The organism is Enterococcus sp. 3G1_DIV0629 (assembly GCF_002141285.1).
GTDB classification, from domain to species: Bacteria; Bacillota; Bacilli; order Lactobacillales; family Enterococcaceae; genus Enterococcus_B; species Enterococcus_B lactis.
Window position 1 is genome coordinate 566,223 of record NZ_NGLI01000002.1, and the last position, 12,496, is coordinate 578,718.

14 protein-coding genes are annotated in these 12,496 nt (G+C 39.3%); 13 read left to right on the plus strand and 1 reads right to left on the minus strand.

The window, feature by feature from the left end; genetic code table 11:
- The first annotated feature begins 712 nt into the window (after positions 1 to 712).
- The 12 genes from A5816_RS11490 (at position 713) to A5816_RS11555 (ending at position 9,324) form a co-directional block, all read left to right on the plus strand.
- The gene (locus tag A5816_RS11490) at positions 713 to 946 is read left to right on the plus strand and encodes a DUF6861 domain-containing protein (protein ID WP_010733066.1); all 234 of its coding nucleotides are present in this window, start codon (positions 713 to 715) and stop codon (positions 944 to 946) included.
- A 12-nt stretch (positions 947 to 958) separates the two neighbouring features.
- Positions 959 to 1,141: a Blp family class II bacteriocin gene (locus A5816_RS11495; RefSeq protein ID WP_010733067.1), complete on the plus strand. Its 183-nt coding sequence runs from the start codon at positions 959 to 961 to the stop codon at positions 1,139 to 1,141.
- Between the two features lie 787 nt (positions 1,142 to 1,928).
- A complete protein-coding gene (locus tag A5816_RS11505) occupies positions 1,929 to 2,066 on the plus strand; it encodes a bacteriocin (RefSeq protein ID WP_010733068.1) in 138 nt (45 codons plus the stop codon).
- A 16-nt stretch (positions 2,067 to 2,082) separates the two neighbouring features.
- Positions 2,083 to 2,601 (plus strand): PedC/BrcD family bacteriocin maturation disulfide isomerase, encoded by a 519-nt coding sequence (locus A5816_RS11510; protein WP_010733069.1) that lies wholly within the window; start codon positions 2,083 to 2,085, stop codon positions 2,599 to 2,601.
- Positions 2,602 to 3,252: 651 nt separating this feature from the next.
- Positions 3,253 to 4,059, plus strand: a complete 807-nt coding sequence (locus A5816_RS11520) for a PTS sugar transporter subunit IIC (RefSeq protein WP_086311376.1) — start codon at positions 3,253 to 3,255, stop codon at positions 4,057 to 4,059.
- Positions 4,052 to 4,870, plus strand: a complete 819-nt coding sequence (locus tag A5816_RS11525; protein ID WP_086311377.1) for a PTS system mannose/fructose/sorbose family transporter subunit IID — start codon at positions 4,052 to 4,054, stop codon at positions 4,868 to 4,870. The genes A5816_RS11520 and A5816_RS11525 overlap by 8 nt, the downstream gene beginning before the upstream one ends.
- A gap of 11 nt (positions 4,871 to 4,881) precedes the next feature.
- Positions 4,882 to 5,355, plus strand: coding sequence for a PTS sugar transporter subunit IIB (locus A5816_RS11530; protein ID WP_010733073.1), 474 nt, complete (start codon positions 4,882 to 4,884; stop codon positions 5,353 to 5,355).
- 17 nt (positions 5,356 to 5,372) lie between these two features.
- Positions 5,373 to 6,224 (plus strand): MurR/RpiR family transcriptional regulator, encoded by an 852-nt coding sequence (locus tag A5816_RS11535; protein WP_010733074.1) that lies wholly within the window; start codon positions 5,373 to 5,375, stop codon positions 6,222 to 6,224.
- 3 nt (positions 6,225 to 6,227) lie between these two features.
- The gene (gene murQ / locus A5816_RS11540; RefSeq protein WP_010733075.1) at positions 6,228 to 7,112 is read left to right on the plus strand and encodes an N-acetylmuramic acid 6-phosphate etherase; all 885 of its coding nucleotides are present in this window, start codon (positions 6,228 to 6,230) and stop codon (positions 7,110 to 7,112) included.
- Complete coding sequence (locus tag A5816_RS11545; protein WP_086311378.1) at positions 7,090 to 8,085, plus strand: serine hydrolase; 996 nt, start codon at positions 7,090 to 7,092, stop codon at positions 8,083 to 8,085. Before murQ ends, A5816_RS11545 begins: the two co-directional genes overlap by 23 nt.
- Positions 8,082 to 8,504, plus strand: coding sequence for a PTS sugar transporter subunit IIA (locus A5816_RS11550; RefSeq protein WP_086311379.1), 423 nt, complete (start codon positions 8,082 to 8,084; stop codon positions 8,502 to 8,504). Before A5816_RS11545 ends, A5816_RS11550 begins: the two co-directional genes overlap by 4 nt.
- Before the next feature lie 43 nt (positions 8,505 to 8,547).
- Entirely contained in the window at positions 8,548 to 9,324 is a 777-nt protein-coding gene (locus tag A5816_RS11555) for a sulfite exporter TauE/SafE family protein (RefSeq protein ID WP_086311380.1), read from the plus strand.
- Between the two features lie 749 nt (positions 9,325 to 10,073).
- Here the strand turns inward: A5816_RS11555 and A5816_RS11565 are convergent.
- On the minus strand, positions 10,074 to 11,000 hold the full coding sequence (locus tag A5816_RS11565; RefSeq protein ID WP_086286390.1) for a transcriptional regulator: 927 nt from the start codon (positions 10,998 to 11,000) through the stop codon (positions 10,074 to 10,076).
- A gap of 134 nt (positions 11,001 to 11,134) precedes the next feature.
- Here A5816_RS11565 and A5816_RS11570 point away from each other — a divergent pair, with 134 nt between their 5' ends.
- The gene (locus A5816_RS11570; protein WP_370877211.1) at positions 11,135 to 12,436 is read left to right on the plus strand and encodes an MFS transporter; all 1,302 of its coding nucleotides are present in this window, start codon (positions 11,135 to 11,137) and stop codon (positions 12,434 to 12,436) included.
- Positions 12,437 to 12,496 lie beyond the last annotated feature (60 nt).

Below are 12,496 nucleotides of genomic sequence, written 5' to 3' on the forward strand. Positions count from 1 at the left end.
CCTGACACAAATTCCACTGAAGTTAATCATAAAAATGCGACAAATGTGACAGAAAAATATCTACAAAACATATCTGGTATTTTAGAAAATGATGTAAAGAAATTGATGGACACAATTCTAATGATTATAAATAAGGCTATTACTTCTGACGATTATTTATGTAGAGCTCAATAGATAGTGAATAGCAAATTGTATTCAACTAGCATCTATCCATCTATCATGGTTCAAATTGGTTCAACTACTATCTACAGAAATCCTTTTTTATCACTGTTGATGTAATAAGGATACTACTAAATTTCTGATATAAAAGGATTCCTATAGAATGAGAATCATAAATCCTATTTTGTCTCTATTAATTACGTTGAAAAGCAAAAAAAGATGTTAAAGAATTTAATTCCATCAGCTCCTACATATATCTACCTATTGAGATTATTGAAAGAAACGTATAAGGCACTCTAGAAAATGATGGCAATTGCCTATTTATTATTGATTAATTTTAAAGCATGTCTGACTGTCATGAATTTTCAAAAGTTTTATCTGATTATAAAGGAACAAGCAGACTGTCAATCTAATCTATCATGTTAATTTAGAAAGGGTTGTTTCTATCGATTCAGGACAGTTTTTTATTGTTTTGAGATAAAAAACCAAACAAAGAAGAAAACGGTGGTATCTTGTATACGTAACATAAATTTGTTTGAAAGGGAGTTTTATCATGCAAAAGTTTCAAAAACTAAACAAACAAGAAATGAAACAATTAATGGGAGGTTATAGCTCAAAAGATTGTCTAAAAGACATTGGTAAAGGAATAGGAGCAGGAACTGTAGCTGGTGCAGCTGGTGGCGGATTAGCTGCTGGATTAGGTGCTATCCCAGGAGCATTTGTTGGGGCACATGTCGGGGTCATTGGTGGTTCTGCTGCATGTATTGGTGGATTTTTAGGAAATTAGGAGGAACTATTAATGAAAAAAGAAATACTGAATCAAGAAGAAATGTTAAAAGTAATTGGCGGAAAAATTAACTGGGGTAGTGTAGGTGGTTCTTGCGTTGGTGGAGCAATAATTGGTGGCGCGCTTGGTGGACTTGGTGGAGCTGGTGGAGGTTGTCTGACGGGAGCTATAGGAAGTATTTGGGACCAATGGTAAAAGCATTAGTTTTTTCTGCTGTAATTTCTTTAGTTGCATTGGGTAACTATCTAAAGAAGAAAGATTTACCTTCGAAAAAGAAATTGATTTTAACAGTTGCTATAGCATTTTTTTTGATTATCTATGAATTTTTCTGGAGTATTTTCACTTGATAGATAATGTCATTTATATTTTAGAGAGCAGAACAAAATCAAATTGAAATAGATCGAAAAACTCAAGAGCGCAAGTTCTTGAGTTTTTTTCTATTGCGGAGTCATCTTTTGAGAAAAATATCATAAAAAAGAGCACCTTTATTATTAAGTGATCACACAATAACTAGTTTCTTGATCCAAACTTTCTGGCTATTGCAGTGGCTTTCGCCCATGATCCCATACCATTTAAACCGATTTCTAGATTTATTTTTTGTATCAGTCGGTCTAACTCTGATATAAATTGTAGTGAATGGACCTTGGGAGAAGAAAGATCAGCAAGAGATTCATGTAGAACATTGAAGCCATCTGTACTTTTCTCGCTTGGATTCAAACTCATATTTCTTTCAATTATCGAAGTAAAATGAGGATATCCTCTTTAGTCTTACTTAACCTATCTCATAATGAAAGAATTTGATTTTGAAATAAATGAACCCAAATAATAAGCGTGCTGAAAAAAAGAGAAATAAGAGCATTCCTTTTGAACTCAAAATAGGTCTTCATTTCAAGACATAAATTGTTGATTTCCGGATATAAGTCACTAAATAATCAAAGAAAAAAATATACTATTGTCATCAAATAGAAGGAGAGTGGTACAGATGACAAATCGAAAAACATTACCAAAAGAAGAATTGAAAAAAATCAAAGGAGGAACTCCTGGAGGATTTGATATCCTTTCTGGCGGTCCTCATGTCGCCCAGGATGTATTAAATGCAATAAAAGGCTTTTTTAAATAAAATTGGAGAGAGAAGAATGAAGAAAAAATTTTTATCCATAATAGCATTATTATTTTCAATTACAATTGGGCTGTCATTTGTTCCGCAAAATTCCTATGCGGATGAGAATAGTCCTGGCACAAATTCCACTGAAGTTGACCATCAAAATGCAACAAATGTAACAGAAGAAGAATATCTACAAAATATATCTGGTATTAAGGAAGTAAATGATTCAGAACTAATCAATCTACTGAAAAGTGATGATTCATATTTAATGTTGATTGGTTATAAAGGATGCCCGTACTGCCGAGAGTTTTCAAAAGTGTTGTCTGAATTCAAAGAGACTAGTAAATTGCCGATCTATTATGTCAATTTAGAAAAACCTTATGGTGATACGTTATCAAGTGAAGACAAACAATTGATGCTATCATTCTTTAATGAAAAAGTTGGGCTTCAATATACTCCAACATTTATTAGAATCGACCATCAGATTCCAGTAAATGGGTTTATTGGATCAAACACTACATTAGCTGATTTTCAGTCTTTGAATTACTAATTCGAATCAACACTATTAAGAATCAAAATACAATTATTCTCTTTGATTTTCGTATACTGATACTTTACCGTCAATCTGTTATGTTGTTTCCGTTTGTTTTGACTAGCTGTTTTTTATTGAGCAGTATGCTTTTTGTTTTACTGATCTCAAGTGCTTCAAGAGTTACCCAAATCCCTTTCAGGAAGAAAATGGAATGGTCTTTGTTGGTAAGTTATCGGCTCCCTTTAGTAACTGTCTATAACATTACTTTTATTGGACTGACCATTTTCTTTATGCAGCATTTTTCATTGGTGTATCTTTGTTTTTTTAGTGGTGTAATCAATCATGGTATTTATCGTAACCTGACAAGACGTTTTTCGATTGATAAGTTTTATGAATATCGCTCAATTGCATCATTTCAAGGCACTTCCTATGTTGGAAGTGTCTTTTTTCTCCGCCAAATGGTATGAAATGGCGGAGAAAAAATAAAGATGCATAACCGGGAGCAGGAACAAGCTATTCATTACAATACAATATTTTGGCGTCTCACTTTTTATTGTAATGATATTTCATAAAAGTATAAAAAAATATACTATTGTAATTTGGTTTCTCTAGGTGTATGATTGTGTTGTATTTGATAGCGCATTCATTTTGTAAGAGGAGGAAAAACACATGCATTTGTCGTTAGGTATTATTTTGGTTTTATGCGCGTTTACAGTTTTAGGTGTTTTGGATCAGATTTCTGTGCAAGTTGGACCATATACGCCACTTTTTGCTGCTGCTTTCACGGGTTTGGTGATGGGGGATCTAAAAACCGGGTTGATGATCGGAGCAACTTTGCAGCTGATGACTTTGGGGGTCGCAACATATGGCGGTGCAACTGTACCAGATTTTTTATCGGGAGCGATTATGGGGACAGCGTACGCGATACTTTCAGGAAAGGGGGTAGAATACGGAATCGGTGTGGCGGTGCCGATCGGCTTGCTGTTGACGCAATTGGATATCTTAGGACGTATGACGAATACATTTTTCCAACACAAAGCAGATCGTTATGCGGAAGCAGGAGATTATAAAGGAGTGGAGCGATGCAATGTCTTAGGGATTTTTCCTTGGACGATCTCTCGGGTCATCCCGGTATTCATCGGTTTATTCTTCGGCGAACAAGTGGTCAATGTGATCAATGAGATGATTCCTGAATGGATCATGACTGGATTGAAAGCCTCTGGAGCGATTTTACCAGCAATGGGGATCGCCATTTTGATGCGTTATCTACCGATCAAGAAATATTGGCCATATTTCCTGATTGGCTTTGTTCTACTGGCTTTCGGGGCAGAATTCTTTTCAGTATTAGGGGTGGCTTTAGTTGGGGTTGCTTTGGCTGCGATGTATATCATGAATCACCAGCAGACGCCGATTGCAGCTTCAAACACAGGTAATGTGGTTTATGAAGACGATGAGGAGATTGAGATTGATGACTAAAAAACTGACGAAGCAAGATATCAATAAGATGTATGTACGCAATCTATTCGGTTTTCAATGGGGCTGGAATTACGAAAAAATGCAAGGACTCGGTTATGCCTATTCCATCATGCCGGTGCTGAAAAGACTTTATTCAGATGACAAGGAAAAAATGAGTATCGCCTTAAAGACACACCTTGGTTTCTTCAATACTACTCCGGCAATGTCCAGTTTGATTGTTGGGGCAGATGCAGGGTTGGAAGAAGAGTTCGGAATGGCGGACCCAGAAGCGATTACAGGGCTGAAGACCGGACTGATGGGGCCATTTGCAGGAGTCGGCGACACGGTGTTCATCGCCATTTATCGAGCAATCGTTTTTTCTATCGCAGCTTACATGGCTCAAGCTGGTCAAGTACTCGGGCTTTTGATACCCTTGATTATGGGGACAGTAGTCATGTGGATTCGTTATAAATTCATCTATATCGGATACGCACAAGGGAAAAAAATCGCGACTGAATTTGCAGATAAAATGAGACTGTTTACAGAAGCTGCGGCGATTTTAGGATTGACAGTGGTGGGCGGATTGATCCCGTCTGTTATCACTTATAAACTGGATCTGACCTATAAGATGGGTGAAGTTTCCTTATCAGTCCAAGAAATGCTGGATAAGATCCTGCCAGGTATAGTGCCGCTAGGAATCGTATTCCTCTCTTACTGGCTACTAGGTAAAAAGAAAATGAATTCTACAGGTTTGATTTTTGTTTTGATTTTATTAGGGATGATCCTTGGAAATCTACAAGCGATTTTAACTTGGATCAGTCAATTTATTTAGGAGGAAGAAAAATGAGCATCATACATGCACGAGTCGATGAACGATTAATCCATGGGCAGGTGGCGACTGTCTGGACCAATTCTTTAGGCGCACAGCGGATCATGGTAGTAAATGATCAGGCGGTCAAAGATCAGTTGCAGATTGGCGCATTGAAAATGGCAAAACCGGTTGGCGTGAAATTGTCTATTCTGTCTAAGCGAAAAGCAGCAGAAAATATTTTGAACGGAAAATATGAGGACGAAAAAGTCTTTCTAATCACAAAGACGATCGAGGATATGGGTGCGCTGATCGATGCAGGAGTCCCGCTACAAGCATTCAACGTGGGCAACGTGTCCGGAAAAGATGGTAGCAAGCCAATCAAAAAATCGGTGGCTGTGACTCAAAAAGAGGTCGATTTGCTCAAACGCCTGACAGATCAAGGGATCAAAATCACTGCACAGATGATCCCGTCAGAATCAGGCGAATCAATCATATCATTTTTGTAAGAGAAGAAGGAGAAAAAATGGAAGTTTTACCGCAAATTAGAAAAGTTTATACATCATTATCAAAAGCACATCGGAAAATCGCTGATCACATCTTGCATTTTCCAGAAGAGGTGATCAGGCAAACGGCTTCTGAGATCGGAGAAGCTTCCGGCGTCTCTTCTGCGACAGTCATTCGCTTTGTCAAAACGATCGGTTATGACGGACTTGACGAAATGAAGGTCCAATTATCGACTGATCAGGCATTGAGAGCCAATGAGCGACAAATTGATCCCATCGTCTCTGCAGAGGATACGTTAGACGTGTTATGTGAAAAAGTAGAAACGCTGATCAAAGACACGGCTACAGATGTTTTTACAACGATTGATCGAAAAGCATTGCAAGTAGCAATCGATCATGTAAAAAGAGCACAGAATATCTATCTATTCGGGATAGGCGCGAGCTCCTTAGTTTCCTATGATCTTTTCCATAAATTCAATCGAGCTGGAAGACGTGCTTCTTATGTATTTGATGTGCATATCGGTTTGGAGATGCTGAGTTACGCTACAACCGATGATGTGGTGATTGCGGTTACTTACAGCGGCCATACGAAAGAAGTCTTACTGGCTTGTGAATATGCGAAAGAAAATAAGGTTCCTCTGATCGTCATCACGCGAAATGACGGACCGAAAATAAAAAATCTAGCAGATGAAGTCCTTCTCGTGCCGGGAAATGAACATCTGTTGCGCGTAGGAGCGATTTCATCCATGTATTCATCGATGATTGTGGGAACGGCTTTATATTTAGGTGTGATCCAAGAAACGATCGATGAAGAAATCACCGAAAACATGATTACGACAAAAAACTGGATTAGTCCATTAAAGGAAGAATAGCCAATGGAAATGACAAAATTATCAACGGAACAGCGTAATGAAAACAGTTTGCATATCGATCAAATGTCTGCTTCAGAAATGGTCAAAGTCATGAATGGAGAAGACAAGAAAGTGGCCTTGGCTGTCGAAAACGCGCTTTCGAATATAGCAGAAGCAATCGAACAGGCAGCCGCACGTTTCAATAACGGAGGACGGCTGATTTATATTGGCGCAGGAACATCTGGCAGGTTAGGAGCATTGGATGCCATTGAACTGACACCTACCTATGGCGTGCCGCCAGAACGAGCTTTTGGGATTTTAGCAGGCGGAACAGAAGCAATGTACACGGCTATAGAAGGAGCGGAAGATTCCGAAGAATTAGCTGTCAGTGATTTAGAAAAGGTGAAACTGGATAAAGCAGATATCCTTATCGCGATTGCAGCAAGCGGCAGGACTCCTTATGCCTTATCTGCTTTAACCTATGGCAATAAAGTGGGGGCCTTGACGATTTCGATCACTTGTACGGCGCATAATGTGATGTCACAAGAAGCACAAGTGGCGATTGAAGCCGTCGTGGGCCCAGAAGTGGTTACCGGATCGACACGTATGAAAGCCGGAACGGCGCAGAAAATGATTCTCAATATGTTATCGACCGGTGTCATGATCAAGAGTGGGAAAGTTTATCAGAATCTGATGGTGAATGTCCAGGCAACGAACCACAAATTAATGGAACGATCCATCTCGATCCTCACCCAAGCGTTAGAGATCGACAAGTCAGCGGCGACAGCTTTATTTGAGGACGCGGGAAAGAAAGTAAATGTGGCAATCGTCATGTATGAGCAGAAACTGGATCGAGAATCTGCTGAAACTTATCTGCGGGAAAACAATGACCACATCATCAGGAAATAAAATGGAAAAAAGATTGCATGAATTTATTGAGAATACAGGGATCGCCGGTCTTTCAGCAGCGGTAATCGACCAGCAAGTCAGAAACTATTCTCTCGGGAAAATGGGGAAGATCCCCCCTTTTTCCGAGCAAACTGTTTCGAAGGGCGCTATCTATGATCTAGCTTCTTTGACGAAGGTCATCGGAACGACGACTAGGATATTGCAGCTTGTCCAATCTCGTCAATTAACCCTTTTGACTCAGGTAGCAGAGATTCTCCCGCGATTTTCCCAGCTCACCATGACGATCGAGGATCTATTGTTGCATCGAAGCGGTCTGCCGGCGGATTTTTCTGATAAGTCTCGTTTTTCGTCTCGAACGCTCATGCAGTTTTTTAAGACATACGAGCAGCCAGCCCAGACAAAAAAGGTCAACTATTCTGATATAGGCTATCTTTTGTTGGGAATGGTCATTGAAGCAATAGACGGCACCGATTTGGAACGATCTTTTCAGCGATATATTTTCAGACCACTAGGGATGAAAGACACGACGTATTTCCCAAAAAACCTAAATCGGATCGTTCCTACAGAATCGACTGAAGAAAGAGGGCTGATTTTAGGCGAAGTCCATGATTCTAAAGCTTTTCAATTGGGGCGTCCGGCAGGTAGTGCGGGATTGTTTTCTACACTGGAAGACCTTACTGCATTTACGAAAGCAATGATGGAAGAGCAAGGGCAATCGGTCCTGTTTACTGGAACGGTACGCACTCAGCTCTTACAAACTTACCAGCAACGGACATTAGGATGGGAAAAACCATTTGGAGAAACGATCATCTATCATACGGGATTCACAGGGACCTCGATCGGGATTGATTTGAAACAGAAGAGAGCATTGATCTTATTGACGAATCGGATCCATCCTACTCGCGATACCCCGTATTTCATGAAAGAACGGTACGCGTTGTATCGTGAATTTTTTAAGGAGGAACAGATATGAGACCAGTTATGATTGTAATGAGTCACGGGAACATGGCCGCAGAAACAGTGAATTCTGCCAAAATGATCGTGGGAGAAATGGAGAATGTCTTTGTCATCGCTATGAAGGAAGATGACGGTCTTTCAGGAACGATGGATAAATTAGAGGCAGTTCTAGCGACGTTCGATCTGCAAACGGAAATCGTGATCTTGATCGATCTAAAAGGCGGTACGCCAGGGAATACAGCTTTGATGAAGCTAGGCAGCTATCCGAATTTGAATGTCGTTTCCGGGTTGAATCTGGCGATGCTGATCGAAGCGGCTCTTTCACCGCTTACGAGTTCGGCATCCTTAGCTAGCCATCTAGAAACAGTTGGCAGAAATGCAGTAGAAAAACTGGCACTGGCTGAGAAAATAGGCGAAGAAGAATACGAGGAATAGAATTTTAGCAGGTAGTATGTTTCTGAGTAGAAGGAGGGATGAAATGATCGGTATTCTTTACTTTTTTGTGATCATCGCGGCCAATACGATTGGGGCGGTTTCTGGAATGGGAGGCGGTGTGATCATCAAACCGGTACTGGACTTTATCGGTTACCATTCTGTTTCGGCTATTTCGTTTTATTCGACAGTTGCTGTATTCACGATGTCCATTTCTTCGACTGTGCGTCAGCTGAAGAGCGGACAGAAAATCAGATTTGCTATTGTGCTGTGGGTCTCTTCTGGAGCAATCGCAGGTGGAATTGCAGGGAATCTCCTATTTGAGCATCTGCTACTTTTTTTTGATGATGAAACAACTGTTCAATTCCTGCAAATCATTCTCACGATCGCATCGCTGATCTTTGCCTTTCTTTATACAAGGAATATTTGGAAAGGATTCCAGCTGTCTTCTTTTTTCAGTTATCTTACGTGCGGGCTGATTTTAGGCTTTTTAGCGAGTTTTTTGGGGATCGGCGGTGGTCCGATCAATGTATCGCTACTGATGTTGATGTTCCATTTCAAAATCAAAGAAGCAGTGATTTATTCCATTTGTACGATCTTCTTTTCTCAGCTGGCTAAGCTAGTGTCGATTTTTCTAGGGAGCGGTTTCGCTCAATTTGATTTATCGATGCTACTTTATATTGTTCCAGCAGCGCTTTTAGGCGGAGTATTGGGGGCTTATCTCTCAAAATTCTTGTCTTCTGAAAAAGTAACATTTGTTTTCCAAGGAGTAATCCTGCTGGTTTTGGCGATCAATATTTACAACGCAGTGAATTTGATTTGAGAAATTCCTGCTTCAATAGGGAATTGTCCTTCTTTGAAAACCCTTTCTAAATGACGCAACAGTGCTATACTAAAGCTAACAAATAAAGGAACGGAGAGGGATATGGGTCAAAGAGAATTTATCGTTTTAATCATTATGGAACAGTTAAGGAAAACAGAATTGCAGTTGATTTATTTGTGGGACATAAGACAAAGGATAACTGATTTATCGATTACTATTTTATTGGTTATTGTTTTGATTACCTATTCCACACTGAGCTATTTCCGCCTTTATCGGCAAAAATTTGTTGTTTGGCGGTTAAATGATGTTTCTTTTTTCAAAACTTATAGAAGAATTTTTCTGCTGTTTGGATTACAATATCTTTTGTTTTTTATCTATGTAGCTGTCCATTCATTTAGAATAACGGATGTCTTTATTTTTTCGTTATACATACTAATCGAATGTATTGTGCTGTTGTCTACATTTTTTTTAATCGAGAAAAAACAGAACAGATTATGTGAAAGTAAATGATTTTTTAGTTTCACAAGTAAAAATACCCTTTTCACTGTCTTTGGAAAAGTCAAACATGGGGTTGTGACAGAAGTGGTCAGCTTCAAGAAATAAGAAGGAATTTACGAAATTTGCTTCTCATGTTTGATAAATATTGTGACTTGTGACCGAGGAGTTGGCAGAAGAACGCCGTTTATTCGGAAGAAGGGGTTGCGACAAAAGTCTTGTCACAACCCCTCTTATTTTTCATAGGTCCGTTTTTAAGGATGAGTGCTTTTCTTTTCCTTTTGCTTTTTATATACTCTGGCTCTTTTGACGTGTTCTGCGGTGATTCGAGGGTAGGCCATACGTACTTCTTCATCTAGGAAGCAAAGATCACAGATTGTCTGGATTCGTTGGGTCTCTGAACGAATGAAATCATCGTCTTCTCGAAAAACAGCAGCAATCAATTCAAGTTGAGAAAGACGCAATGTGATGACTAAGCGTCCTTGTAAACTCGGATGTTCTTTCACTAAAGTTTGGAGGTCGGGAACTAAAGACAATGCTTCTTCATATCTATCAAAGAGTAGCTGGATCAAGGCATAGTTAAGTAGATGATTGGCATATTTAAAAGACCAGTCTTCTTCAAAATCACGGTAGTTCTGATAATTCTTTTTAAAGCGTGAGAGGAATAAAGGGCGGATATCATCTGCCAACATTGGCAAAATGATGCTTGCGTTATTCATTTCCTTTAGCGTCCACGTCTCCATCTGCATCAAATAATCTTCCATGAACTTCATTTCTTCGGTATTGACTTCGCTTGTCTGTGCATCGATTCGATCAATAGTAGCGAGTAAGTGGATGAGGTACGCATAAAAACGTTCTTCTTTTTTCTTACTATCTTTGTACTTCAAATAAAACTTAGGTTCTTTTTCCACATGTTGGAATCGTTGGGTTTCTTCTGCTATTTCTTTTAAGAAACTTTTCTGTCCGCGATATTTTTCTCCATAATGTAAAAAGAAAAATTCATCGGGGTTTTCTAATTCTAAATTATCGAGAACAGATAAAAAATCCTCTAAAGCAAGGTTTACTTCCCCCCGTTCAAAACGATAAGCAAAGGTCCGTCCAACGATTCCTCCATACACTTCCTTCATCAGCAACCCTTTGTCTATCCTGATGCGACGCGCTGTCAATCCATATTTCTCCATATACTTCCCTCTTTTGTGTTCATTATAGTGAACATAATAACATAAAAAATTGGTCTGCTGATAGGATGAAAAAAACGAAGGGAGCATGGAGCATGAATACACTCACTCTTGAACAGCAATCAAAGAAACAAGTTATGAAAGCAGCAATTTCTTCTCTTATCGGGACATTTGGTTCTTCTATCTTTACATTTGGACTTAGTCTGATGCTACTTGAAAAAACCGGGTTAGCTATTTCATTTGTTTTAGCATCTGTCATTCAGCCAATACTTGCCATTTTTCTAACGCCCATCGTTGGACCCATCGTGGATCGATACGATCGTAAAAAAGTGATCATCATCAGCCAGCTTGTAACGTTAGTTATTTTAGCCATATACGGTTTATATTGGGGGCTGTCTGCTCATCCGCAAAAAGGAATTCTTTTGCAATCAATCTTGCTGATTATTGTATTGAAAGCCACCGACCAATTTACTTATACTGCACAACAGGCGGCAAAACCCGATCTAGTATTGTCGGATGACTTGATGAAACTTGCCAGTTACTTGAGCATGGCTACGAGTATCTCGAGTCTACTAACAGGAGTTTTAGGTGCGGTACTTTATACACTTCTTCCATTCTGGCTTTTTGTTTTTATCGAGATACTGACTGAGATCATGACGTTATTCATTACATTGACAATGGATTTTCGCCTTGTTCATTCACAAGAAGACCAACTGAAGAGAGCTACCGAATCAGATAAAGGTTCTTTTCTTGAAGGGTTGCGTTACATCAAACATCAAAAATATCTTATCTATTCGTTGGTTTTTGCTTTACTGATGAATTTTTTCAGTGCCATCATCAATGTAGGGCTGCCCATCATCATGCTTCGTACTTTGAAGGTATCTAATGTTCTTTATGGATTGACTGAAACATTCTTTTTTGTCGGGATGTTAGTAAGTGCCTGGTTAGCAGGAAAAATAAAAGATCCATCGGCTCCTCTTGAACGATCTCGTAAGCTTTCTTATGGCTATGCAGTTGGTTATGTAGGCATTAGTTTAATGGTTCTTTTGGTCCACGGAGAGATTCTTGCAGTTATCATTGATGGCTTGCTTCTTTTTGCGATTGCTATCGTGAACAATCTGATGAATATCCCAACTATGGTCTGGCTTCAGCGAGAAGTTCCAACGCATATACAAGGACGTCTGATGTCAACGATAACAACGATTACCATGGTGGCCAGTCCACTTGGATTAGCACTGTTTGGTGCGCTCTTTGATTGGCAGACAACGCAACCACGTCTGCGAGACAGTCTGATTTTTCTGGGAGGGAGTCTTGCTATAGTTATCCTTATAACCGGTCTGGTAAAATTACTCAAGCTTGATCTGAAAGAAGCAAAAATTTTCAGTGAAGAGGAATACAGAGAAACGACTTTGGTCGAAAAGAAAGAATCAGGAAACTGATACAAGCGTATAACAAACTGCCTGATAATAGGAAAGACACGTATTGTCTGATTGTTTTTT